Origin of the sequence: Chryseobacterium sp. Marseille-Q3244 (assembly GCF_940807095.1) — a bacterium.
Taxonomy (GTDB): domain Bacteria; phylum Bacteroidota; class Bacteroidia; order Flavobacteriales; family Weeksellaceae; genus Chryseobacterium.
The window spans coordinates 335,199-358,566 of record NZ_CALNWX010000004.1 but is presented as its reverse complement, the minus strand read 5'-3'; the positions used below and the strand labels follow the sequence as shown (position 1 = coordinate 358,566).

General features: G+C 36.1%; 24 protein-coding genes, 1 tRNA gene and 1 pseudogene. 11 read left to right on the top strand and 15 right to left on the bottom strand.

The features are described from left to right. Positions 1 to 205 precede the first annotated feature (205 nt). The 12 genes and pseudogenes from NBX25_RS09830 to NBX25_RS09775 form a co-directional block, all read right to left on the bottom strand. Positions 206 to 1,018 (bottom strand): PRTRC system ThiF family protein, encoded by an 813-nt coding sequence (locus tag NBX25_RS09830; RefSeq protein ID WP_250253517.1) that lies wholly within the window; start codon positions 1,016 to 1,018, stop codon positions 206 to 208. Continuing rightward, positions 1,015 to 1,725: a PRTRC system protein B gene (locus tag NBX25_RS09825; RefSeq protein WP_250253516.1), complete on the bottom strand. Its 711-nt coding sequence runs from the start codon at positions 1,723 to 1,725 to the stop codon at positions 1,015 to 1,017. The genes NBX25_RS09830 and NBX25_RS09825 overlap by 4 nt, the downstream gene beginning before the upstream one ends. A 12-nt stretch (positions 1,726 to 1,737) precedes the next feature. Beyond that, on the bottom strand, positions 1,738 to 2,886 hold the full coding sequence (locus NBX25_RS09820; protein WP_250253515.1) for a hypothetical protein: 1,149 nt from the start codon (positions 2,884 to 2,886) through the stop codon (positions 1,738 to 1,740). 16 nt (positions 2,887 to 2,902) lie between these two features. Further along, positions 2,903 to 3,121, bottom strand: coding sequence for a PRTRC system protein C (locus NBX25_RS09815; RefSeq protein ID WP_250253514.1), 219 nt, complete (start codon positions 3,119 to 3,121; stop codon positions 2,903 to 2,905). A 10-nt stretch (positions 3,122 to 3,131) separates the two neighbouring features. Continuing rightward, the gene (locus tag NBX25_RS09810; RefSeq protein WP_120334266.1) at positions 3,132 to 3,695 is read right to left on the bottom strand and encodes a PRTRC system protein E; all 564 of its coding nucleotides are present in this window, start codon (positions 3,693 to 3,695) and stop codon (positions 3,132 to 3,134) included. Further along, entirely contained in the window at positions 3,682 to 4,050 is a 369-nt protein-coding gene (locus NBX25_RS09805) for a hypothetical protein (protein ID WP_250253513.1), read from the bottom strand. Before NBX25_RS09805 ends, NBX25_RS09810 begins: the two co-directional genes overlap by 14 nt. A 2-nt stretch (positions 4,051 to 4,052) precedes the next feature. Continuing rightward, a complete protein-coding gene (locus NBX25_RS09800; protein WP_250253512.1) occupies positions 4,053 to 4,262 on the bottom strand; it encodes a hypothetical protein in 210 nt (69 codons plus the stop codon). Beyond that, a complete protein-coding gene (locus tag NBX25_RS09795) occupies positions 4,246 to 4,602 on the bottom strand; it encodes a penicillin-binding protein (protein ID WP_250253511.1) in 357 nt (118 codons plus the stop codon). Before NBX25_RS09795 ends, NBX25_RS09800 begins: the two co-directional genes overlap by 17 nt. Further along, positions 4,599 to 5,051, bottom strand: a complete 453-nt coding sequence (locus NBX25_RS09790) for a hypothetical protein (protein WP_250253510.1) — start codon at positions 5,049 to 5,051, stop codon at positions 4,599 to 4,601. Before NBX25_RS09790 ends, NBX25_RS09795 begins: the two co-directional genes overlap by 4 nt. A gap of 2 nt (positions 5,052 to 5,053) precedes the next feature. Beyond that, on the bottom strand, positions 5,054 to 5,458 hold the full coding sequence (locus tag NBX25_RS09785; RefSeq protein ID WP_250253509.1) for a hypothetical protein: 405 nt from the start codon (positions 5,456 to 5,458) through the stop codon (positions 5,054 to 5,056). 67 nt (positions 5,459 to 5,525) lie between these two features. Further along, positions 5,526 to 6,598 (bottom strand): annotated as a pseudogene (locus NBX25_RS09780) (DUF932 domain-containing protein). 58 nt (positions 6,599 to 6,656) lie between these two features. Beyond that, positions 6,657 to 7,064, bottom strand: coding sequence for a single-stranded DNA-binding protein (locus tag NBX25_RS09775; protein ID WP_250253508.1), 408 nt, complete (start codon positions 7,062 to 7,064; stop codon positions 6,657 to 6,659). 857 nt (positions 7,065 to 7,921) lie between these two features. Between NBX25_RS09775 and NBX25_RS09770 the strand changes: the two genes are divergently transcribed. The 6 genes from NBX25_RS09770 to NBX25_RS09745 all read left to right on the top strand — a co-directional run bounded on the left by NBX25_RS09770 (position 7,922) and on the right by NBX25_RS09745 (position 16,108). Beyond that, on the top strand, positions 7,922 to 9,358 hold the full coding sequence (locus tag NBX25_RS09770; RefSeq protein WP_250253507.1) for a toll/interleukin-1 receptor domain-containing protein: 1,437 nt from the start codon (positions 7,922 to 7,924) through the stop codon (positions 9,356 to 9,358). A gap of 284 nt (positions 9,359 to 9,642) precedes the next feature. Next, on the top strand, positions 9,643 to 12,090 hold the full coding sequence (locus NBX25_RS09765; protein ID WP_250253506.1) for an ATP-binding protein: 2,448 nt from the start codon (positions 9,643 to 9,645) through the stop codon (positions 12,088 to 12,090). Next, the gene (locus tag NBX25_RS09760; RefSeq protein WP_250253505.1) at positions 12,087 to 12,737 is read left to right on the top strand and encodes a hypothetical protein; all 651 of its coding nucleotides are present in this window, start codon (positions 12,087 to 12,089) and stop codon (positions 12,735 to 12,737) included. Before NBX25_RS09765 ends, NBX25_RS09760 begins: the two co-directional genes overlap by 4 nt. 1 nt (position 12,738) lies before the next feature. Beyond that, positions 12,739 to 13,314 carry an HNH endonuclease gene (locus NBX25_RS09755; RefSeq protein WP_250253504.1) on the top strand — a complete coding sequence of 192 codons (576 nt, stop codon included), beginning with the start codon at positions 12,739 to 12,741 and terminating at the stop codon, positions 13,312 to 13,314. 9 nt (positions 13,315 to 13,323) lie between these two features. Continuing rightward, positions 13,324 to 15,177, top strand: coding sequence for an Eco57I restriction-modification methylase domain-containing protein (locus tag NBX25_RS09750; protein ID WP_250253503.1), 1,854 nt, complete (start codon positions 13,324 to 13,326; stop codon positions 15,175 to 15,177). Positions 15,178 to 15,481: 304 nt separating this feature from the next. Beyond that, entirely contained in the window at positions 15,482 to 16,108 is a 627-nt protein-coding gene (locus NBX25_RS09745) for an alpha-ketoglutarate-dependent dioxygenase AlkB (protein ID WP_250253502.1), read from the top strand. A 98-nt stretch (positions 16,109 to 16,206) separates the two neighbouring features. On the opposite strand, the gene NBX25_RS09740 is transcribed toward NBX25_RS09745, so the two are convergent. Together NBX25_RS09740 and NBX25_RS09735 are read right to left on the bottom strand one after the other, a co-directional pair. Continuing rightward, positions 16,207 to 16,983 carry an SOS response-associated peptidase gene (locus tag NBX25_RS09740; protein ID WP_250253501.1) on the bottom strand — a complete coding sequence of 259 codons (777 nt, stop codon included), beginning with the start codon at positions 16,981 to 16,983 and terminating at the stop codon, positions 16,207 to 16,209. 55 nt (positions 16,984 to 17,038) lie between these two features. Next, positions 17,039 to 17,281, bottom strand: coding sequence for a hypothetical protein (locus NBX25_RS09735; protein WP_250253500.1), 243 nt, complete (start codon positions 17,279 to 17,281; stop codon positions 17,039 to 17,041). A 187-nt stretch (positions 17,282 to 17,468) separates the two neighbouring features. Between NBX25_RS09735 and NBX25_RS09730 the strand changes: the two genes are divergently transcribed. Then, positions 17,469 to 17,699 carry a hypothetical protein gene (locus NBX25_RS09730; RefSeq protein ID WP_250253499.1) on the top strand — a complete coding sequence of 77 codons (231 nt, stop codon included), beginning with the start codon at positions 17,469 to 17,471 and terminating at the stop codon, positions 17,697 to 17,699. A 114-nt stretch (positions 17,700 to 17,813) separates the two neighbouring features. Then, positions 17,814 to 19,385 carry a recombinase family protein gene (locus NBX25_RS09725; RefSeq protein WP_250253498.1) on the top strand — a complete coding sequence of 524 codons (1,572 nt, stop codon included), beginning with the start codon at positions 17,814 to 17,816 and terminating at the stop codon, positions 19,383 to 19,385. Here NBX25_RS09725 and NBX25_RS09720 read toward each other — a convergent pair. Further along, positions 19,351 to 19,424 (bottom strand) — tRNA-Arg (locus NBX25_RS09720). The two genes, NBX25_RS09725 and NBX25_RS09720, sit on opposite strands and share 35 nt — an antisense overlap. Before the next feature lie 59 nt (positions 19,425 to 19,483). On the opposite strand from NBX25_RS09720, the gene NBX25_RS09715 reads away from it, so the two are divergent. The 3 genes from NBX25_RS09715 to NBX25_RS09705 are packed head-to-tail and all read left to right on the top strand — an operon-like array spanning position 19,484 to position 23,268. Next, a complete protein-coding gene (locus NBX25_RS09715; protein WP_250253497.1) occupies positions 19,484 to 20,530 on the top strand; it encodes an ABC transporter substrate-binding protein in 1,047 nt (348 codons plus the stop codon). Positions 20,531 to 20,573: 43 nt separating this feature from the next. Next, positions 20,574 to 21,218 (top strand): monofunctional biosynthetic peptidoglycan transglycosylase, encoded by a 645-nt coding sequence (mtgA, locus tag NBX25_RS09710; RefSeq protein WP_123911007.1) that lies wholly within the window; start codon positions 20,574 to 20,576, stop codon positions 21,216 to 21,218. A gap of 13 nt (positions 21,219 to 21,231) precedes the next feature. Further along, positions 21,232 to 23,268 carry a transporter-like protein gene (locus tag NBX25_RS09705; RefSeq protein WP_123911008.1) on the top strand — a complete coding sequence of 679 codons (2,037 nt, stop codon included), beginning with the start codon at positions 21,232 to 21,234 and terminating at the stop codon, positions 23,266 to 23,268. Positions 23,269 to 23,368: the final 100 nt, after the last annotated feature.

Genomic DNA, 23,368 nt, shown 5'->3' with positions numbered 1-23,368 from the left:
TGGTGAAAGAATTAGCAAAAAAGTATAAACTGATAAATAGAATTTAGCTGTTAGAAGAAAACAAACCAAAATAATGAACGAACCGCAAGCGGTTTTAAAAATGGAATGGCTTAGCGGAAGCTATTTTTAAAAGCGCTTGCACCGCTTTTCTGCCAAAATTCGGTTCCGACAATAGGAGGAACCGAATTTTGGCGCGGGCAGTTTTTCAACTGCCAACGCAAATAGGTTGTGTTCTAAAATTCTTTAGATTTAAAAAGAAGCCCCTGTTTTCTGTCATTCCCGTTGTAAACAAATTCCAAAGTAGGGAAGCTCCCATTTGTGCAATGGTACTGTTGATAAAAAGGTCCTGTTTTAAAAGAGCTTCAGCCAGCGAGCAACTTGGGGTGTTATCCTCTTTTTCAGAACTGAGCATTGCATCACCGTATTCCGCAATAATGGAGGGAAGCGAATCAAAGGTTTGAAATTTTTTTGATGTGGGCTGTTCTATTTTTCCAATGGTTGACAGTATTGCCTGCCCTGTGTATTTGGTGTTCCCAAGGTCTAACCAATACCTTCCTTTATTCCTATGGTTTGGGTATTTGTTATTTAGTTCCTGTAATATTTCTGACATCGTAAATCTTGAATGCACGGTATCTACACAGGATACATAAATTGATGCACCTGCATGGAGCGGTATTTCTCCATTTTCAACCCGTTGGAATTTTTCTGTTTTGGCTTTCCAGTTTGTGCCCGACCAACGGTTAAGTCTATTGATAATTGCCTGAGATTTATAAAGTCCCTTTTCTGATTCTGCAAATCTTTGGCGACCTACGTTTGCGGAGGTTATCATATCGTCATCCCACAGATGTACCTCCAATCCTGGGTGGTTAAGTTCCAATAAACTGTGGTTGATTTCCATCAGCGCAGTCATAAATTTCGAACCTGTTCCCCCTGCACCGATTACGTTGACACGGACGGGGTTTGTTGGGCTTAGAAGGTAATTGTCCAGAAAGTGGACATTTGTTTTTGGTGATCTCATCGTAATATATCTTTAAGTTTTTGATTGCTTTTGATAAGTCTATCAGTTGGGAACATGGTATCAGTTCCGATTAGGCTTTCCCATAGCAGTACACAGTTTCCGTTAACAGGATTATGGTCAGCCATCAGGTGGGAGAAATAGCTATTAAAAAAATAGTTTTCCCATAAGGTCATCAGCTCTTTTATGGAACCTGTTTCGGTTGCTTTTATGTCCACTGTTCCCATACAGACCTCACCACTTTCATATACATTGAAAAAAGGTGCATAATGCAGGGCGGTGTTTGCTGTTGGTTTACTATTTATCGCTAAAGCATAAACATGGAGTGATTCTCGGTCTGCCATCCAAACCAAAGGCGGAATTTGTGCTGTTCCAGACTTTATTCCAAGTCCCTCAGAAAATATAAGTTCTCTTTTTTGAGCTTTACTATACCAAATTATGGTTGCGGATTTTGCGTCAAATGACAATAGGTTATTGGGTAAAATGCCATCCGATTTTAACTGAGTGAGACTATCTTCATCAATATTTAGTGCTGTCGCCAACCTTTTTGCTTCACTTATCGTAAGGGGGTGGGGATTGACGGGCGCTCCATTACTGTCCATATCAAAGTGTTCTACATAAGTATCATTTAAGCCACCGTTGCTTTGATAAAAAACCAATGCGCTTGAGGGGTAAAAATAAGTTCCAAAACTGTTTGTAATATCTTCCATGATTTCTAAATTTTAGAGTTGATGTTCCTGCCAAATTTGAATAAGGTTATCAATGGCATTAAAAACCTTGCTTTCAAAATCAAAATTGTTTTCTTTTATTCTCCTGTTGTCGTAGGGGATAAAGCGTGTAGGCTCGTCTATTTCGCAGTATTCCTGTAAATCTTCGTTAATGGACTGGCAGAGCGATTCAAATAAACTACCGTGAATCGAAGCGCAAAAAGAAACATAGTTATCCAATGAAACTGCACGCTCATCAATTTCTATTCTTTCCCTGAAACGCAAGGGATAGAATTTTCTATTGATTCGAACATTAGGATAGGCGCTAAAAATCTTATAAAAAGACTTTGCAACAGTCAGGCATTTTTTATCAAAATCGGTTTTTGAGACAAATGTTTTTAAACGGCTTGTGTAACTGCGCAGGTTTATCGGGTCACTGATTATTTTTTTGATAAAATCACCGATGCGTTTAGCATCATTGAAGTCGGCTATAAACTCTTCCTCCGCACCGTCATCGTACATCCAATTTTCATGCATTTCATACATAGAGTACAAATAGCAATCATCAGCTCTATAGTAGGGTACACCGAGAACCTGATAGATGTAGGCATATACAGAAAGTAAAAGCTTACTAGCCTGTTCAGTTTCTGAATTGTGCAGGATACCATAAAGTGGAATCACAGGGATATAGTATAAAGTCATTCCTGTGTCGTATCTGTCTTCTTTTGCAAAGTAAGTGCTGTTATTATGATGTATCAATCGGACTTCTTTCCAATCCGTCTCCGTAATTTTAAGCTGTTTTTTAAGGTCTACCAATGATTCAGCAATGTTATACGGAAAAGGGATATTTCCACAATCCTGTAAAGAAAGATTAAATTTTTTAGCGATTAGAGACAGGGATTTTTTAAAATCCCTATCCATTTTTAATCTATCACAGTCCTGTATAGTTTCGGTTTCCTGCAATCGTGGAGGAAAGCGCATTCCTAAAAAGGCATTGGCAACATCGCAGGTGGTACGGACTTCTGTTTGTCCTTTTGTATTTCCCCTGCATCCTTTGGTTTTCTCATCCACCGTTCGAACTGCTCCAACTGTCGGTGCAGTGGCGCTTGGTTTTCTTTTCTTGGTAACTTTACCGTTTCGGGATATTGTGTTTGCATAATTCATGTGTTTGATTTTTTAGTTAACCTTTAGTTCCGATGACCGTCTCAAAACGATAGAGAATCGTATCATCCGCAATCGTGGGACGTGAAATTTTCGCAGTGGTGAGTACAGGATAGTTATTTGAATAAAAATTAAGGACTGCCTGTACGCTCCATTTTGGCTCAGGGTCGTCAAGCCTGATTTCCTGTTCTTTCTCTTTGAGTACGAATACTCTTGGAAGTGCTGTTGCTACTAACATACTATTGATTTTAAGGGTTATTCTCGTGAGTGATTTCGACTGTTTCTTTTCCTGTATCTGAAAATAGGCTAGGGGCAAACTGTCTTTCATAGATTTCCTGTTTGTTTTTGATAACTTCGGAATGTTCAGGATAATCCCCGACTTTAGGGAGTGCAGTCCAAGCATCTTTGTATTTTCCCTCCTTTTCAAAGGCATCCGCTTTTAGCATGGCTTCATTATATTTCTTGTTTCTGTTGTCTTTGTCCTTTTGTTCCTTATTGGAGTTTTGTTTTTCCATCGCAGAATTAGCCTGAGCAAGTTCTACCTGTTTCATAAAATGTTCCATATTGGAGAGCAGGCCAGAAGCTGTCTGAACAGGTTTTTTGATGTGGGAAAAAAATCCCTCGTCAAGTTCTTCGGGCGTACCTTTCAGGTTAAAGGGAGGAATCAGGTTTTTAGCCTTGTCCCCACAACTGTCATTTTCGATCAATATCGAAACGATAATTATATTTTCTGTTGCTTTGGTAATGGTTAGCATCAATTTGCTGTTCATTTCCATTTTCGCAATCTGTCTGAAAAAATTAGTTGCTTCCATAATAATTCATTTTTTTGTCGCTTACACGGTCGGTGATGTATGATTCGGAAAGACCGATTTCCCTTAATTGTGCTTCATATTCTGCCATTACCTTATTAAATTCTGCTGTTCCTTCTTCGTCTGCAAGGTGAAGTCTGTGCGCTGTTCCTTCTTTCAGTGCCTTAGTGACGGTTCTGTGCAGTTCTTTGATATGTCTTCGTTGGTCAGAAAGTTTGCGTATTTCCTGTGCAAATAGCTGATAGCGTGAAAGGATGTCCAAGAAAATGAACGCTTCCACGACATTTTGATTTTTATACTTTTCGACAAATCTGTTGAATAACCAATCTGCGAACTTGTATTTTGCCAAAGTATCCATAGTTATCTTTTAATAATGTTCTGCTTAATATTTTTATCGTAGTTCATTCGGTAGCCATTATCGTGAATGACCTTTTCAAGCCTGTCCCTGACGTACTGTAGTTGCTCCCAATCTTCGGATGATATATTGAGGACGTAGAGCTGTCCGAATTTCGTTACCATTTCAGCGATAATGGCGAGCGCCTGAAACGATGTTTCATTTTCCTTTTTCATGGTTTCCATTATTTAAAGTTTCTAAGTAGCTTGTATAGCGTTCTGTTAAATCACTACCCTTTTTAAATCGGTCTGTGCGGTAGTTATAATTTTCCTCGAACAGGGTAACTGTTTTGGTTTTGAGGTTTATGCAATAGCGGTACGATGCATTTGTCCGTCTCTCGTCCATTGTGCAGTACTTTTTGATTAAAGAAAGTTCTCTTTTGCTATTGCTTAATGCGAGTAAGGGCGTAAGAAGTTCCTCTACGATATAACCCTGTTCGGGGGCACTCGAGCTGTCAGCAACGCATATAATTTCTTCGCCGTTGCTTAATGTGATATGAAGATTTGAACGTGTCATTTTTGTTGATTTTTTTGTTCTAAAATTTCTAATAGTAGCTCAAGGTCGAACTCCGCTGTTTGATAACAAATGTCCTGCGTTGTCCTGTAATGAGAGATACCGTCATACGTAAAAAGGAGCGTGTCACTTTTCATGTATTCGTTGTCAGCATACAATTGCTCAATTTCTTCGGGGTCAGCTTCTATAAAAGCAATGTCCTTTTCACCGAAAAGATGCTCATAAGGTGGACAGTTACATCCGATATAGACCAAGAATTTTGCAGAGCCATCCCTATATCTGTCCCTTAATTCAAGTCCGACCCCTGCCGATCTGGCGATGGTAAATATCCGTTTCGTCGAATTGAACCAAGTGTTGGTCAGGTTTACAATTGCAATTTCATAGTTGTTCCGATAACCATTGGAATAGGCTTTGAGCATCATTTTATCAGTCACTTTTTCTGATGGTTTCATGACTATGATTTTAAATCAATCTGTACAAGTTTACTGTCTCCAAACAGCAAGTAAATCGCATATTTTAGCTTTTTAGAACACTGTGGCTCTGCTGTAAATTTGATGAGAGCATTGATACTGAACAGCGCATCGTAACCGTCAAAAAGCTGGTCCCTGAATGTTTTTTTATTTCTGTACAGTCTTGTACCGTTCTTTTTGTATCTACGCACAAAAAAGGCTATTAAATTGTACCATAGTTCGGCAGTAATATGCTCTGCTGTCCAATCCTTTAAAATCTGTTCCTTGTTATCTTGGCAGAAATCTGCTTCTTTTTTGATGAAATCCGTCAGATTTTTAAGTTCATCGGGAAAAAGGTTGGCAAGCAAATAGGCTCTATCAAGGTTGTCCATTTGATTTAGTGTTTTCATTTGTACATCTTTTAGGATTAATTTTAGGTGGCAGACTTTTGCAGGACTGCCACCTTTCAAAGTTTTATTAATTCAGTTCAAACACATCAGCACCGATTTTCTCAAATGAGGTGCATAGTTCAAATGCCTTTTGGGTTTTAAGCTGTGCAGTACCGCCCAGAACGATGCTCTGTAGTTTTGCTTCGGGGTTTTTGTAGTTTCGGACATTTTGAAAGTACCCCGTCACGGCATTATAAGCGCCGAACAATGTCCCTTTTGTGGTTTCCATCAATTGGGTATCGTTAATCATGGCGTATGCAAATGCATCATCCACCGTGTTTTTGAACATCGTTGACAATTCATCATCCGCCCCTTTTTTCAGCAGGTCAAATGTTTCCTTGTTCGGACATAGGGCGAGCTGAATCAGCTTGCGGATTTCGCTGTCCTTTACTTTGACCTTTGCCCAACTGTTGAAAATGCCATCCATCTGCATGGTCAGGCTATTCGCCAATCCCATTACTTTGTGGGCATCGTTCAGGCGCTGTTTTGCTCCTGCGGTGTGCTTGATGCGTACTACATTGCTCATGTTGCGGAGTGAAGCGTTCAGTGTGTTCTGACAGACGATTCTGATAGGGGTGAAGGCTGCCGTGATGCTTCCGCTCCCGTCATGGGAGGTCGTCAGGAAGATATATTTTTCAATCACATCATCGGAATTGCCGATGCGGATGTAGTTAGGGAGTTTGGCGGTTATAAAAATACGTTCTCCCTGCCCCAATGCCCCTGCGGTTTCGTAGAGGATGCCACTTTCACCGCCTACGATAGCATCAAAAAAGGTAAAGGCATCTTTTTCTGCACGATATGGTAGTCTTTGCCCACAACACCGAGTACGGTATTGTTGTCCGTGCGGATGTTTGCAAAATAATTGGGAACCTCGATTTCCGTGTCCTGAATGACGATACCGTCTGCAATTTGAACGATGCCCGAACCTTTTGTAAATAGTGGGCTTTTTTCTACTTCGTAGTCCAGACCTGCGTGCCGGATTGCCTCGGCACTTGTCGGGTAGTCCTGAACAATCTGTCCTAGTCCGTGCCAAGCCTTTTCCTTTACCGAGAAAAATGAATATCTGCCTGTTCTGTTGTTGTAATTTAGATTATGTGCCATGATTTCTGATTTTAAGGTGTTCTGTTTATTGATGAATCTGTGAGATTGAATCGGACAATTAGAAAGGTAAATCGTCATCATCCGAGCCTGACACTATTGCGGTGTTTGCGTTCTGTTTGCCTGCGCTGGCTTGTGTACTTTGTCCGTTTTCCTGCTTTGAGGATTTTCCTAAAGGCTTGATCGCCGAGGTGTGGAAGTTGAGCCCTGCTTTTGCTGTTCCGTCACTTGACAGCCATGCCCTTGCGCTGATTCTGCCCGATAGTTCAACCAATAGCCCTTTGACAAGGAATGTCACGGCTTTAGGCGTAAGCCAATAGGAGCAGTCCACAAATTCGGTCTGCTCGATTCGCTGTCCTGCTTTGTTTTTGTAGCTGTCGTTCACTGCGATGGAGAAGTTTACAACTTCTTTTCCGTTTGGTGTTTTGCTGACTTCTGCATTTTTTGTCAGCCTTCCGATGATGTTCATAATCGTCTGTTTTTAAGTTATACAATCCTGTTATGCTTCCCCCTTTTCCTGTCTTGCTGAGGCTCGGCCCCGAATCATTTTTTTCAAAAGAAAAAACAGGAAAAAAAAGAAAGTCAATGTATACGCCGGTCAAATGGTGCAGAGTCAAGAGAAATCATGATTTAATGGGGGGGGACCCTCTGGGGCGTAGACCGTTCATTCGTTATTTCTCTTGCAGGGTGGTGTCGGTGGCTGGCCGACGTATTTTTACTTCCCTTTTTCGACTGTTCTTTTGATAAAAACTGATTAAACAAATCTTATTTTTCCTGAAATTTCAATCGTGGTAAAGCAGTATTATTCATAGGTAATTGAAAGCTGCGTATCATCCGGACGAGCTTAGGAGAGCGGCTTTCAATTTTCTATGTCAGGGAAGCAGAAAGCTCTTTTACAATGAAGGAACGAGCATGGCGTAAATGTGCTTTTGCTTTTGTGGGCTGGCAATGATATTGATGTTTTGTATTATGGATTTTGAAACGATATCTTTTGCGTGAGTGATTGAAGTGGAAAACCCACAGGAACGAGGACTTGTAACGGAAAGCGCGGTGCCATAGAGCACACGCCATAATAATGTTATACATAAGGCATTTTGGGAATAGCGTTAAGTGGACTGAATAGATTTTTTCAAACAGAGTAGGAAATGCACTGCTGAAAAATTACGCGGTCTTTAACTTTTCCTTGATTTGTTTTTCATATTATTCGCGTGGATCTGTTGCTGGTTGCTTTTAAACACAAAGATTTACTTACTTTTGTGTAATAGAAAGCTGGAGAATTTATAGCATTCTTTACGCAAATTTTAAACCTAGAATAGCACAATTTACATGAGTAAAAAAGTATTTATTTCCTATGCATGGGGTAATAGTGAGCATCAACAATGGATAGTTGATCTTGCAACAAGACTAATGAACGACAGCGTTGACGTTGTGTTGGATAGGTGGTCACTTCAAGATGGTCATGATATCCATAGTTTCATGGAAACTATGGTTAAGGCAAAAGATATTTTTCGGGTACTTATAGTTTCTGATAAAACATATACAGAAAAATCTAATGATCGATCTGGGGGCGTGGGAACCGAAACCCAGATTATTACGCCCAATATCTATTCGAAGGAAGATCAAGTCAAATTTATTCCACTCGTCCGAGAGAGGGATGAGGATGGACATGCATTTCTTCCTGTGTATTTACAAAGCAGAAAATATATCGATTTTTCTAGGGAAGAGGATTTTGAAAATAGTTATGAGGAATTGTTAAGAAATATTCTTGAAGCCCCATCGCTTCCTAAACCTAAATTAGGAATGAAAGCGCCCACCTATATCACTGATTCTGTTGTAAATCTTGCTGAAACCCACAATAAATTAAAGACAATAAATAACCAGATCAATAAGAATGGAAAGGTTGCATATAGGGAATTGAAAAATTTTATTGAGATCTTTCAGGATAAACTTTGGGATTTTGAGCTTGCCAATACGCCAACTGATATAATCGGTTATGGCGAGAAATTATATGATACGCTGAAATCATATAGACCATTGAAAGAGGATTTTGTACAATTTATTGAAATTTTGGCAAGTAACGAACTGGAAAATAGCGATGAATTATTAATCGAATTTTTTGAAACTGCTCCGCTTTATGACAGTCCGAGAGAACACGAAGGCAGCTGGAGCCCTGCTAGATTTGACATTTTTAAAGTAATTTTTCATGAACTGTTCCTGTATGCAATAGCTGCTGCCTTAAAAAACAAAAACTACAAACTCGTTGCAGATCTGCTACATACTAAATATTACAAAAAAGAAAAATATGCAAGGAAGACCGAAGCTTCAAAGTTTACTTTTATTGGGTGTTACCATGAATATCTGGAACAATATTTTTCTAGGGAACACAAGAAGATTACAGGTTTTGGAGAGTATATTATTATGAATTTGTGCGAAGATTTTAAAAAGACCGACCTTATATTAGCTGATATGGTATGTTATTTTGTTAGCTATCTGAAAATAGTTGATTACGAAACGTGGTTTCCTTATACTTATATTTATGGTGAATCACAGCCTATCAATTTTTTCGCAAAAATGACATCTAAAAAGCATTTTGAGAATGTAAAGGCAATTTTTGACATAAAAGGAGCGATTGAGCTTAAAAATATACTGACAACTTACAAAAGTGAAAATAATGACCATATTCGTTATGGAGGGAACGGGTATTCGAAAGTTCCTTCCATTCATGAGCTTGTAGATCCGGATACAATTGCAAGTGAAAGGTAAGCCTGGAATGCGTTTTACAAAATAACTATCCATCCTAATTTATTTAGTAGAAGTTACGAAAGATAAAAAAAAACAATATCTTTACGCAATAGGCTTTTCAAAAGCAAGAATTAATTTTTCTGAGTTATCTCCCTTTTAGTAAGGTGATTAAGTGCTTTTGTTTCAATATTAATTTATGTGATAGAAAGGAGCTTCACAAACTGACAATATGTTTGGCTTGAATGTTTTTATAATAAAAGGAATGAAAAGCTAAATAAAAGTACTATTTTTTAAACAATAAATTTATGAAAGATACTGTCTCTGTTAGTAAAAAGTTGCCATTCAAAGTGTCAGCGAGAACTGCTAAGCTTATTGGACTAGAAAATTTCTCGACTGAGGAAGGCGCTATTATTGAGTTAGTCAAAAATACTTATGACGCAGACAGTAAAAATTGTTTGTTGATTTTTGATTTAAAGTATCATAGCAATGAAGGTGACATTGAGCCGTCCATCAATAAGGAGTTTAGTAAAATTTATATAATCGATAATGGTATTGGAATGACTGAAAAGATCATTTCAAATCAATGGATGACGATCGGTACCGATGATAAATTATACGATCCGAGATCGGATAAAGGCAGAGTAAAAACTGGAGCAAAAGGGATCGGACGCTTTGCCTTAAATAGATTGGGATTGTTAACAGAACTTTCGACAGTCTCTATCGAAGAAGGAAAAGGTGTGGAGTGGCTGGTGGACTGGCGAGATTTTGATCGGAAGGGAGCGAGTGTCTCAGATGTTGAAGCTATTTTAATTCAAAACGAGTCATTAAATTTAAAAAATGTTCTTTTAGATAGGTTTAGAGAGTATGAAAGGATAGGTTCGTTAATTAATGATATTTCATTTGATTCAGGTACAGTTATAGAAATTACGGAACTAAACGATGATTGGAATCTATCCCAATTAACAAGATTGTTTGAAAATTTAGAGATGTTATTACCACCGAAGGAACAGTCAGATTTTAGAATTGATATGTTTTCGCTGAGTAATATTAGTGATTTTGGAAAAGTAAAGACCGCTTTCTACGATGATTTTGATTATAAAGTTGAAGCAAGTTATGATGAAAATAATGATAAAATACTAAACTTAGACATAAGTCGCAAGGAATTAGATATTGAAGCATTAGAAAAAAGGTATTTTGAAGTTTTTGACTATGAATCTATGAAAGTGAGCCCTTATACGTTGTCAGATTTCAAAAAAGATAAGATTAAAATTTCGAAGCCTCTGTCTTCAATAATGTCAAAAGATGTGAGCCAAGATTTACTTGATCAAATAGGTAAATTTGATTTTACTTTTTATTTTTTAAAAAATACAATATCTGATGATAAGAATGACGGTAATATAAAAAAGTACCCTTATCGGTCATTCAACAGTGCTAATAGAAAGGCTTGGCTTAAAAAATTTGGTGGGGTTAAGATTTTTCGAGATGAATTTAGAATTAGGCCATATGGTGAAAAAGGAGAGGATTGGTTAAGACTGGGAGAGAGGCAATCTCAAAGTCCAGGCGGTGCGGGTCAGCGGTTAGGTGGATATAGAATTAGGCCTAATCAGATTGCAGGAACGGTAAACATTTCGAGAATAAATAACATAAGTTTTCAAGATAAATCAGGTCGTGAAGGTATCATTGAAAATGATGTCTTCGAACTATTTAAAAATGTTATAAAGGATATTATTTCTTTATTTGAAAAAGATAGAAATACTATAATGTATTATTTATCTGAATTACATAAGGATAAAAATAAAGAAGAAGAGTTAAGAAGGAAGGCTCAGGAAGAAGCCGATAATATAAAAAAAGAAGAGGAGGAAAAGGAAGAGGCTACGAACAATCAACAAGACAATGGAAGTTCTGATGGGAAATCTGCCTCTGCTTATACTGATAGAGAGAAAGTTTTAGCGGATGGAGTTCAAATTTTGACTAAAGAAAATGAAGAAAAGGATGATGAAATTAGGCTATTACGAAGTTTAGCAAGTGTTGGTCTAATTATTTCTTCTTTTGCTCACGAAGTTAAAAGTTTGAGATCGAGGCTTATTCCGAGAACAGAACATTTAATTAATGAATTAAGCAAGTATTTAAATGAGGAAGAACTAGCTAAGGATAAAGAATTGGATAAGGATGATAATCCTTTCTATATGATAAAGTTGATGAGTGAAGAAGATACAAAATTAAAACATTGGTTAGATTATTCTTTAAACACATTAAAGAGAGATAAAAGAGAAAGAGTAGGTTTAAATTTTTCTGATTATTTTGAACGTTTTAAATCTACTTGGAACAAAGCCCTTCAGCAGAGAAATATTAACTTAATTATCGAAGGAGAAGATAATTGTAAAATTCAGGCATTTGAAGTGGATATGGATTCAATTTTTAACAATCTTCTCTCAAATGCGATAAATGCAGTTAAAGGAATAAAAGGACGAGAGAAAACAATTACAATAAATTGGAAAAAGGTTCAGGATGATATCGAAATAAGTTTTTTTGACAATGGAAAAGGGCTTGATGAAAAGTATAAAGAGGATCCTGATGAAATATTTGTTCTAAATGAGTCTTCTAGAGAAGATATTAGAGGTAATAAAATAGGAACTGGATTGGGACTGTATATTGTTAAATCAATAATTGAGGAATACAATCAATCTACAATAAATATCATTGGGGTTGAACAAGGATTAAGTTTAAAAATAACCTTTAAGACAAGGAAATGAAATATAAATTAGCGCATATAGATGAAAGTGATCAAGCAATAAGTCAATTTTATCATAGCTTTAAATCTGATTTTGAAATTGTAAAAATAAAAGTAGATTCAGAATCTGATGTTCCGTCTTTAATAAGTAAGGCACTCGAAAATGAGGTAGATGCTGTTGTAGTTGATTATCTTCTAGAGGAAGAAGGCGAAGTTAGTTTTAATGGAAATATTCTGTTTGATGAGTTTAAAAAAGTAAGACCACATATTCCGATTATAATGTTGACATCACATGAGCCAGAGGCCATAGATCATATGAAGAATGTTCACATAATTTATAGTAAAGATCTAATGGATGGTGAAAGTAAAGAGGAATTGGAATTGCTAAAGACTAAAATCAAAATAAGCATTTCTAACTATTATAAATTAATTGATGATACGCGAAGTCGTATTGAACAACTTGTCAAAAAACGAAATGGAGAGGAAGGTTTGACCATGTCTGAAGAGGAGGACTTATCAAAAAATTTTGTTATAATGGATGAGCTCGAACCTCAATCAAAAGGTATTCCTTCTCATTTAACGATTCCACAAGAAATTACAAAATTAACTGATTTTGTGTCTCAAACTAGACAGATATTAGAAGAATTAAGAAAAGCTAATAATAAATAGCATGGGATTATTTAGATCATTTACTCCTGTAAGGAGGCCTATCACTAAAGCAGTATCACATTATCGAGAGCATCGAGAAGATTTAATGACAGATTATCAAAATAGATGTGGTTATTGTGATGATATAAATATTTGGAGGACCGTTTGGTTTGAAATTGACCATCTTGTTCCTCAGAAATATTTAGTAACGATAAAGGATACAGATTATTCAAATTTAGTCTATGCTTGTAGGTCATGCAATAATGCAAAAAGAGCAAATTGGCCAACACAAAAAGAAAACATTCATAATGAAAATGACGAAGGTTTCATTGACCCATGCAATGAAGATTATAATAAACAATTTTCAAGGCAAGACAATGGAAGAATAAAGGCAGAATCAAATTTGGGAGAATGGATGTATAACAAGATGAAATTATATAAACCACAACATGAAATTATTTGGAATATTGAACAATTAGATATTTTAATAGGCGAATGTGAGGCTTTTTTGGCTATTATGCCAAATGATCATTTGAAAGATAGATTATTAATTTTATATAGAGAATATAGAAAATATACTAAACAGCTGGGGGCATAAAAATTTTTGATGAAAGTTAATATTTTGAGATACTTGAGGGATTATTCAACAAAACCATTGTTGATTGACAGGTTGCTTATCTCTTCATTTTTATATATAAATAGTTTAGAAAACATTAGAAATACATTTCTATCGAGTTTTAAAATTTCTGAAAAGGATGTAGACTATCAAAACTTAGTGGATTTTGTCTCAATATTAAGTAAAGATTCGGATCAATTCTTTATTGAAGATTTAATTGAACTTTTTGAGTTTGTAATATCACCTTCCGATAGGATTGTAAATGGTGCCATATATACTCCTTCAGGTATTCGGGAATATATTGTTGAGGAAGTGTTAGCAAGGGATGGTATCGATTTTGAAACTGTTAAGATTGCCGATATTGCTTGTGGTTGTGCTGGATTTTTATTTACAGCTGCTAAAGAACTCAAGGTCAGATCAGGTTTGAGTTATTATAATATTTTTCAAAATCAAATTTTTGGACTAGATATTCAATCGTATTCTGTTGCACGAAGTAAAATGCTTTTAACACTGTTGGCGATTTCGGCAGGTGAAGATTGTGAAGAGTTTCAATTTAATTTATATCAAGGTGATACATTGAAATTTAAATGGCAAGATCATTATGAAAATTTTAATGGGTTTGAAATAATAGTAGGAAACCCTCCGTATGTTTGTGGAAGAAATCTTGAAGACAGTGTTAAAGAAAATTTAATCAATTGGTCAGTAAGTAAAAGTGGTAACCCGGATCTTTATATTCCATTTTTTCAAATTGGTTATGAAAATCTATCTGCTAACGGCGCCTTAGGTTTTATAACTATGAATACATTTTTCAAAAGTTTAAATGGCAGGGCTTTAAGAAAATATTTTGAGGATAATAAAACTTCAATCAGAATAATTGATTTCGGTACTTTGCAAATTTTTAAATCGAAGAGTACCTATACTTGTATATGTTTTCTTGAAAAAAGGGAGAGTACGAATATTGAATATTACAGATCAATTCAAAAAGAATTACCCTCTGAAGATGAATTTCAATTAATTTCTTACAAAAATCTTGATGCTAAAAAAGGTTGGAATTTGCATTATAATGAAATTATATCTAAAATAGAATCAGTAGGTAAGCCATTTGGAGACCTTTATAGGACAAGACATGGAATAGCAACTTTAAGAAATGATCTTTTTATTTTTGAACCGGTAGCTGAGGACGATGATTTTTTTTACTTACAAAATGGAGATTTATATCCAATTGAAAGAGACTTATGTCGTAATATTATAAATTCAAATAAATTAAGTAGGGTTGTTGACGTTAATGAGATAGTAGAAAAAGTTATTTTTCCATATGATAAAGAGCAAAAGCCGAAACTGTTGGAAGAAGATTATTTACAAGATCAATTTCCAAATGCTTATAATTACTTAATGAAAAAACGGAGTGAGCTTAGTAAACGAGATAAAGGTAAAGGAAATTATGAAAAATGGTTCGCCTTTGGAAGAACTCAATCTTTAGAAAGGGTGCAGAACAAAATGTTTTTCCCAAAATATTCTGATAAAGTTCCTAATTATTTGATCAGTAATGATGAGGATTTAATGTTTTACAATGGTCAAGCGATTGTTGGACATTCCGATGAACAAATGAGACTAATTAAGAAGATAATGGAATCTCGCTTATTTTGGTTTTACATCAGAACAACTAGCAAACCATACTCTTCTAATTACTTTTCTTTAAACGGTAATTATATCAGGAATTTTGGTATTCCAGATTTTACAGATGACGATATTAGGTTTATTCTTGATGAAACGGATTCAATTATTTTGGATGAGTTTTTTGAAGATTATTACGATGTTAGGTTTAATGAATTAAATTTAAATTAAGAGTTCATCTGTGATATTAAAACGGATTTATAAAGTATCATTCAAATTGTCAAATATTAGGTTTTTTGTCCTTGAAATGCGTATACAATCCTGTTAAGCTTCCCCATTTTCCTGTCCTGCTGACGCTCGGCTCCGAATCATTTTTTTCAAAAGAAAAAACAGTAAAAAAAAGAAAGTCAATGTATACCCCGGTCAAATGGTGCTTTGGAGAGAGTTCACTGATTCGGTACAATAATAGGCGAAACAGCTACCACCCGCCTACAGAAGAAACGGTAGCATTTGAAATTTTAGAATTATTATAAGGATGTACGATCTATTTAACCCAGTACCTGAAAACTTGGATGATATTCCTTCTATAAATGAAGGCGTTAACCTTAGTGCTATAAATGGACTGAAGTATATTCCGAATTTCATAACATGTGCAGAGGAGAAAAACCTGATAAATGCAGTCAATAGCGCACCTTGGTTGAACGATTTGAAAAGACGAGTTCAGCACTATGGCTATAAATATGATTATAGAGCACGTGCGCTGAATTATTCCATGTATCTTGGGGATCTACCTGAGTGGGCTGCACCATTCATAAAAAGGATAAGTAGAGAGAATTTAATAAAGAAAGATCCAGATCAGCTTATTGTTAATGAATACTTACCTGGACAAGGGATTGCAAATCACGTGGACTGTCAACCCTGTTTTGACGAAACAATTTTTTCATTGAGTTTGGGTTCCACATGTCTTATGGATTTTGTCAACGTCCAAAGCAAGGATGTGATGGCATTGCTACTGGAACCAAGAAGTCTTTTGGTGATGTCTGGTGAAGCACGGTATGGTTGGAGTCATGGAATTGCAGGTAAAAAATCAGATGAATATAAGGGGCAAAATTTTCCAAGAAGCACCCGGATCTCACTTACTTTTAGAAAAGTAATTTTTTAAAAGTAATATCCACGTAGAATGTAACTTTGCAAAGTTTAATAAGGTCCCTTAGACGATTTGTAATTTTCGACGTCTTGCTCTAATTGAAACAATACATTTTAGATCTCATATGTAAGTTCAGGGACATCCGCATATACAAATGCTTTTGTCGGCGTTCCAGTCGTTCTGAAATCTTTTTCAATTGTATATGCTTTCATTTCAGAAGTGTTGATCTGATAGGTTGCAAGTTCCGTTATTCGTTCCTCACTAAGATCTTGCATCATCCATTCCCATGCAAGTTCATCTGGCAACATAGTAGGCATACGATTTTTAGAGTTATGAATTTGTCTCATTAGAGGATTTGCTTCTGCTGTTACCAGAGCCACGGTATCCACCGTTTCTCCTGTGTCCTTATCAGTCCAATTTTGCCAGATTGCAGCAATAAAAAAATAATCCTTGTTTTTGAGACCAATGTGATAAGGATATTTATCTGCTGTTTTGAGCGGTTGATTAGTTCTCTTGTTTAGACGGTAAAGATGTCTCCACTCATAAAATTCGCTTGACAGTATTAAACATCTTCTTTGCAGGGCAGCTTTCCGAAACATTTTTTCACGACCTGTATTTTCATCCTTCATAAGCAGCTCTTCACCTTTTGCATTTAATGTTGTGTAAGCCTGGTGCCATTTTCCGTTTCCATCTTTATAGCCAAAACGCATTTTCTTAACATCTTCTCTGTTTTTTGTATAAGAAGGGATAAAGCCCCACTCCATTTGGACGATATCGAAATTGCACCTATCTTCTGTTGGTCGTAAAACAGCGATGTTTCCGTAATTAAAGCCTTCGTGTATTTCTTGATCTAAAAAATCATAATTCATTACCGCCTTTTCCAGATCCATTAAGCGAATGAATTCGTCTCTTGATACCCGTTGTCCATTGTAATAGCACATATGGTTAAGATTTTAAATGTTTACTAATTTCTTTACCGAATAGCTCCGCCTCTTTTTGTCTCCCTTGTGGAATACTTGTCCAGATCGTACCATTCCAAGTTTTGGCCGAAGTAATTACTAATGGCGCTCTATTATCATCAAAAACAAGACGATAAATCTGCTGGTCCTTTAACATATGTTCATTTACAGCAATTTTCAAGCCTTCGACTTCGATTTCAAACTTATTGTTCTCGAACAGATTACCCATTTTATATAACATTACTATTCGCCTATATAAATTTAGCAATTCTTGTTGATAATCAATGCAAAACGATGCTTTTGCGTTATACAGCGGTTATTAGGAAAATGTAGGTTATTTAAGGTAAGTTTTACACTGATAAAGATGTTGGTCATGCAATGTTGGTAATTTTTCGATTCCGAAATAATTATGCAGAATGGCTACAAAAAAAAGAAGAAATGGAAGCGGTTATAGTGCCAATGGTTCAAATTTGAAAGATATTGGACTTGACAACCTTTTGAAATTGGATGAGTTGCCCATTGAACAGTCAATGATAATGCTCAAAGATGCAGGTATTGATGTGGATGAAGAGGAAGCAATTAAAATCATGGAGTTTTTGCATCTATTGGCAAGGATTACTATAAAGGAAATATTCTCCCCTGATTAAAAGTTTTTTGTAATTTTGTGTAATTAGATTTTCCAGTAAATTTTTAAGGATCAGACGGTTGCTAATTCTCTTATTGGCACTTCTGATTTCATTACCAAATTAAATAACTGAGTTATGATCGCAGATTTATATATCCGAGTATCTACAGATGAACAGGCAGATAAGGGGTACTCGCAGAGGGACCAGGAAGAGCGTTTACGACTTCATTGTGATAGGCTAGCTATTAAGATCGACAGAGTAATTTTCGAAGACCATTCAGCCAAAAGTTTTGATCGGCCTGAATGGAAAAAGTATCTACAAAGTTTCAAACGGAGTCGCGGATATCGCGAGGAGCGCTTAATATTGTTTACTAAATGGGACAGATTCAGCAGGAATACCTCCGAAGCCTACCAAATGATTGGTCACCTTAAAAAAAATAATGTATTACCTCAGGCAATTGAACAGCCATTGGATTTAAGTATACCCGAAAATAAGGTACTCTTGGCTATTTACCTGTCAACGCCTGAAGTTGAGAATGATAGGAGAGCACTAAACGTGACTAATGGAATGCGACGTGCTATTAAGGAGGGCAGATTGATGGGAATTGCCCCGTACGGATATGTAAACAAGTGTACTGAAGATGGTAGAAAGTATGTTGCGGTTAAACAACCAGAAGCTTCAAATATAATCTGGGCTTTTGAACAAGTGGCAAAAGGCCACCTTCCAACTGCAAAGGTGAGAGTGGAAATGAATAAAAGAGAGGGTAAAAATATTTCTAGTAATGCCTTTATGGTTGCAATGAGGAATGTTACTTATTGTGGTAAAATATTTGTGCGTGCTTATAAAAATGAAGAGGAGGATATTGTGCCGGGAAAACATGAGGCATTAATTTCGGAGGAGTTGTTTTTAAAAGTTCAGCATGTCCTGAAAAAGAAAGGTACTAAAGATCTTAGATTACCAGGCGGAAGGATAATCAATGAAGAAAGATATCCTCTCCGTGGTCTTCTGCTTTGTCCAAATTGCGGAAAGAATCTGACGGCGAGTAGTTCAAAGGGGCATACCAAACATTATTACTATTATCATTGTACCACAGCTTGTGGATTTAGACACCATTCTGATAAAGTAAACAAACTTTTTGAAGAAGAGCTTTCCAAATATGATTTTCCGACAGGAATCCTAGAAATATTAAAGAAGATCATCGTAAAAAATACAAAGTCTACTTCAGAGAATTTTGATGGTGAACGTAGTACTCTTAAGAGCAGAATTAGTGAATTAAATGATAGAATTAGTAAGGCGCGGGATATGTATCTGTCCGACAAAATTGATGAAGAGGATTTTAGGGATATTAAAAATAGATATAAAGGAGAACTGGATGACCTTGAATATAAACTTAGCCTATTGGTAAAGTCAGAACAAAAAGAAGGGGTAGAAGATAAAATTAGCAAAGCACTAAAAATAGTAGGAAATATTTCAGAGAGGTATATAAAAGCTAGCCCTATAGACAAGCGCGCAATTGTAAGTTTGATGTACCCTGAAAAGATAATTTTTGATGGAAGCGATTTTCAAACTAGTAAAATCAACTCTTTTGTTGATAATATCTTCCTGATTAGGAGGGAGTTATCTAAGCAAAAAAAAGGGGATTTAAATTCGAAAAATTTAAACCCCCGTCTTGTGACCTCGACAGGATTCAAACCTGTAACCTTCTGAGCCGTAATCAGATGCGCTATTCAGTTGCGCCACGAGGCCGTTTGTTATCTTGTTGTTTAACGGTTGCAAATATACCACTTTTTTCCGTTCTTTGAAAGATGAAACAGAAAATTTTACTTTTATTTACGGCATTTTCGCTAATTGCCTGTAAAAGAGAATCAAAAATTTCGTCCTCAGACTGGACGACTCTCTCAAATCGTACCCAATACAAGGAACAGAACGGAAATCTGGAGCTTAAATCGGGGAATTTTACCTATAATTTTAAGCAAAATCAGACGCCTTTCAAGAAAATCATCCTTCTTAATGCCAGTATGGCGGGGTATATTTCAGAGATTGGAGCTGAAAATTTAATCATTGGGGTATCAAGTCCGGAGTACATTTATTCAGAAAAGATCCAGAATCTGATTAAAGAAGGAAAAATTCAGAATGTAGGAAGCGACCAGAAGTATGATGTGGAGAAAATTATTTCCATGAAACCGGATGCTATTTTTACTAATTATATTGCAAGTTTTGATAACGCTTATCAGTTATTGAAGAACAATGGAATCCAAGTTATATTCCTTGATGAATATATGGAGCAGCAGCCATTGCAAAAAACCGCTTACATTAAACTGTTCGGAGAGCTTTTTGGAAAGGAGAAAGAAGCCGAAGCTAAGTATCAGGAAGTGGAAAAAAACTATAATGACCTGAAACAATTGGCGTTAAAAGCAAAAGAAAAGCCTGTTGTTTTAGCCAATGAAATGTATGGCGATGTTTGGTATCTGCCGGGTGGAAATACTTCAGTAGCTCATTATATTGCCGATGCTAATGCAACTTATATTATGAAAGATAATAAGGATGAAAAAGCGCTGACGATGAGTTTTGAAGAAGTGTATGCTAAAACAAATGGCGTTCAATACTGGGTAAATGCAGGAAATCACACTTCAAAAAAGGAAATGTTGAAAATGAATCCTTTTTATGGAAAACTGGAGGTGTTCAATAAAGGAAAGCTGTATACAATGGCAGGAAAAGAGAGAGAGAAAGCCAACGATTTCTTTGAAAGCGGTGTGGTAAGAGCAGATGTAATCCTTAAAGATTATATTAAAATCTTCCATCCTGAACTTTTACCGGATTATCAGCTTACTTATATGAAAGAATTGCAGTAAATCGGACTATTTGCTTATTTTTGCCTTTCCTTTTTATAAAGTTATGTGGAAAAGAATTAAACAATTTATTTTCATCGTTCTTGTATTGAACGTAGTTTTCATCATCTGGGGAAGATTTTTTAATCCACCCATTACCTTTACCCAGATAGGAGGCCTTTTTGAGTACGGAAAATTACACAGAGACTATATTTCCTATGATGAAATGGGAAGTAATGTAAAAAAAGCAGTGATTGCTTCAGAAGACCAGAAATTCTTTGACCATAACGGTTTTGATTATACCGCCATTGAAAAAGCAATGAAGTATAACGAAAAAGGTAAAAAAATTAGAGGAGGAAGTACTATTTCTCAGCAGACTGCAAAGAATGTTTTCCTTTGGCAGGGAAGAAGCTGGATAAGAAAAGGATTGGAAGCCGTTTATACTTTCATTATCGAGAAAGTATGGAGTAAAGATATTATCCTTGAAAGATACCTGAATTCCATTGAAATGGGTCAGGGTGTATTTGGTGTAGAAGCAGCAGCACAATATTATTTCGGTAAATCATCCAAAGATCTGAGTACCTCAGATGCAGCCTGGATTGCTGCTGTATTACCGAATCCGAAGAAATATGATCCAAAGAATCCATCTCCTTATTTGAGAAAGAAACACAATTGGATCATGAGACAGATGAGGAATGTAAGTTTGAAATAGTATCTTTGTACTAATGAAATTCTTTAATTCCAGCACAAATTTTGAGTCAGTTCTTAAAAAATACTTTTCTTTTAAGAACGAAACCCTTTCTTTGGAACCCTTTGCAGAGTTGTTAGAGAGTGTAAAAAGGGCGGACTTTACAGATGTGCTTAACTTTCTCAGAAACAATCCGAATTTTGCGGAAAACTTCAAACATTATATTCATAATATTTTTAAAGGAAGACCATTCAACCTGTCCTTGACGGAAGCCAATATTCTTTCTGAAAATGCCTTCTTCCCGGAGCTTAAAAAAAGAATCCTGAATAAGGTCCTGCCACCTGTAGAAAATGAGAAAACAGTGTGGTACATGATTGATAATGTGAGTTTCAGACCTAAAACCGACCTGAAATACCTTCACAATCTTCCGGAAAATGAGGTTAATGAATTCCTGGCACTCATAGGAGCTTCAGATTTTATCATAAAACCTAATGTAAAAAAGGAATTGATCTTTTCTATGAATATCCTTTCTTGGAGGGTGACAGGAATGGCGATGGAGGTAGAAGTCGTAAGAATGGCGCCTCAGTATAGGAATCTTTCTAATCCATTTTTAGCGTTACAAAACGAATTGGAAGCCCTGGCAGATGACCTTGTTAAAGATCCTGAACTACAGTTGCATTCCAAAGACAGCCGGTATAAGCAGATTAAAATTTATTCGGAACAATGTCTGGAATTCGTGAATATAGCCTTTAAAAATTCAGCTAAATATGGGATTTCAGGAAAGATCAACCAATCATTGCTGAAGATTCGTCAGCAGACTGAGAGAATTTATGAGATTGTACAGCTGTTGATTATTGATAGTGAAGAAGATGTTCTTGTAAAATCAAAGCAGCTGATTTTTAATATCCTGAATTATAAATCTCACAAAAATAATATTGCAGACCTTATCAACGACAGCACCCGACTGATTTCCCATCTTATCACCAATCACACTGCGGAAGCCGGAACGCATTATATTACCTCTACAAGAAAGGAATATATGACGATGTTCTACAAGGCGAGTGGGGGTGGAATTATCGTAGGAGCACTCTGTGTTCTGAAAATGTTATACGGATATATCCCCGGAAGTGATTTCTCTCATGCATTTTTATATTCGATGAACTATGCGATGGGATTTGTGATGATCTATCTGATGGGATTCACGCTGGCCACAAAACAGCCGGCAATGACTGCTGCAACCATGACTAAAGTTTTGTCTGAAGAAGGAAACAGCCAAAGAAACAATACCGAATTTGCCCATCTTGTATCCAAATTGTTCCGAAGTCAGTTTATTGCTTTCGTAGGAAACGTTTTGCTTGCATTTCCGGTAGCGCTTGCCATTATTTATGGGTTGGATGTATTCTTTTCGCAAAACCTTGCGGTTGACAGATCAGATAAATTATTAAAAGACCTTGATCCTTTTAAATCGAAAGCTATTCTTCATGCGAGTATTGCAGGTTTCTATCTTTTTATTTCAGGGATTATTTCAGGAAATATAGGAAACAACTCTGTATTCTATCAGATTCCGGAGAGAATTGCCAAAAACCTTTCGATCCGAAGCTTTTTTGGTAAGAAATTTGCGAAGGGATTATCAAAATATTATGCTAAGAACTGGCCGGGAATCGTTTCTAATTTCTGGTTTGGGGTTTTCCTTGGAGCTACGGCACCTGTAGGGTTATTCTTCGGGCTTGATCTCGATATCAGACACATTACCTTTGCTGCAGGAAACTTTGCTCTGGGATTGTATGGAAAAGATTTCTCTGTAGATTCTTATACATTCTGGATGTCCTTTTTTACTGTTTTTCTAATTGGTTTCTTCAACTTTCTGGTGAGTTTCAGTTTATCTATGTTTCTGGCATTTAGATCAAGAAAAATGAACTTTGGACAGGTAAGTGAGATCTATAAGGAGATCTTCAGGTATTTTGTAAAACATCCACTGAAATTCTTCCTTCCCTTGCGTTCAGGATTAGACAAAAAAGCAGATGATCTGATGAGCAGTACGATCTCTCATAAGTCGGAAGAGAAGGATCATTAAAATAAAGAAGCGAAAATAAAATAGAAAAGTCCCGATAGAGTTCGGGATTTTTTATGATAATAAATTCTCAATAATGTGAATTAAAAACAATTGTTTACTT

Bases quoted from the DNA above. Each gene is read 5' to 3' on its own strand.
- NBX25_RS09830 (WP_250253517.1), bottom strand. From the start codon at position 1,018: ATGAGATCACCAAAAACAAATGTCCACTTTCTGGACAATTACCTTCTA.
- NBX25_RS09825 (WP_250253516.1), bottom strand. From the start codon at position 1,725: ATGGAAGATATTACAAACAGTTTTGGAACTTATTTTTACCCCTCAAGC.
- NBX25_RS09820 (WP_250253515.1), bottom strand. From the start codon at position 2,886: ATGAATTATGCAAACACAATATCCCGAAACGGTAAAGTTACCAAGAAA.
- NBX25_RS09815 (WP_250253514.1), bottom strand. From the start codon at position 3,121: ATGTTAGTAGCAACAGCACTTCCAAGAGTATTCGTACTCAAAGAGAAA.
- NBX25_RS09810 (WP_120334266.1), bottom strand. From the start codon at position 3,695: ATGGAAGCAACTAATTTTTTCAGACAGATTGCGAAAATGGAAATGAAC.
- NBX25_RS09805 (WP_250253513.1), bottom strand. From the start codon at position 4,050: ATGGATACTTTGGCAAAATACAAGTTCGCAGATTGGTTATTCAACAGA.
- NBX25_RS09800 (WP_250253512.1), bottom strand. From the start codon at position 4,262: ATGAAAAAGGAAAATGAAACATCGTTTCAGGCGCTCGCCATTATCGCT.
- NBX25_RS09795 (WP_250253511.1), bottom strand. From the start codon at position 4,602: ATGACACGTTCAAATCTTCATATCACATTAAGCAACGGCGAAGAAATT.
- NBX25_RS09790 (WP_250253510.1), bottom strand. From the start codon at position 5,051: ATGAAACCATCAGAAAAAGTGACTGATAAAATGATGCTCAAAGCCTAT.
- NBX25_RS09785 (WP_250253509.1), bottom strand. From the start codon at position 5,458: ATGAAAACACTAAATCAAATGGACAACCTTGATAGAGCCTATTTGCTT.
- NBX25_RS09775 (WP_250253508.1), bottom strand. From the start codon at position 7,064: ATGAACATCATCGGAAGGCTGACAAAAAATGCAGAAGTCAGCAAAACA.
- NBX25_RS09770 (WP_250253507.1), top strand. From the start codon at position 7,922: ATGAGTAAAAAAGTATTTATTTCCTATGCATGGGGTAATAGTGAGCAT.
- NBX25_RS09765 (WP_250253506.1), top strand. From the start codon at position 9,643: ATGAAAGATACTGTCTCTGTTAGTAAAAAGTTGCCATTCAAAGTGTCA.
- NBX25_RS09760 (WP_250253505.1), top strand. From the start codon at position 12,087: ATGAAATATAAATTAGCGCATATAGATGAAAGTGATCAAGCAATAAGT.
- NBX25_RS09755 (WP_250253504.1), top strand. From the start codon at position 12,739: ATGGGATTATTTAGATCATTTACTCCTGTAAGGAGGCCTATCACTAAA.
- NBX25_RS09750 (WP_250253503.1), top strand. From the start codon at position 13,324: ATGAAAGTTAATATTTTGAGATACTTGAGGGATTATTCAACAAAACCA.
- NBX25_RS09745 (WP_250253502.1), top strand. From the start codon at position 15,482: ATGTACGATCTATTTAACCCAGTACCTGAAAACTTGGATGATATTCCT.
- NBX25_RS09740 (WP_250253501.1), bottom strand. From the start codon at position 16,983: ATGGATCTGGAAAAGGCGGTAATGAATTATGATTTTTTAGATCAAGAA.
- NBX25_RS09735 (WP_250253500.1), bottom strand. From the start codon at position 17,281: ATGGGTAATCTGTTCGAGAACAATAAGTTTGAAATCGAAGTCGAAGGC.
- NBX25_RS09730 (WP_250253499.1), top strand. From the start codon at position 17,469: ATGGCTACAAAAAAAAGAAGAAATGGAAGCGGTTATAGTGCCAATGGT.
- NBX25_RS09725 (WP_250253498.1), top strand. From the start codon at position 17,814: ATGATCGCAGATTTATATATCCGAGTATCTACAGATGAACAGGCAGAT.
- NBX25_RS09715 (WP_250253497.1), top strand. From the start codon at position 19,484: ATGAAACAGAAAATTTTACTTTTATTTACGGCATTTTCGCTAATTGCC.
- mtgA (WP_123911007.1), top strand. From the start codon at position 20,574: ATGTGGAAAAGAATTAAACAATTTATTTTCATCGTTCTTGTATTGAAC.
- NBX25_RS09705 (WP_123911008.1), top strand. From the start codon at position 21,232: ATGAAATTCTTTAATTCCAGCACAAATTTTGAGTCAGTTCTTAAAAAA.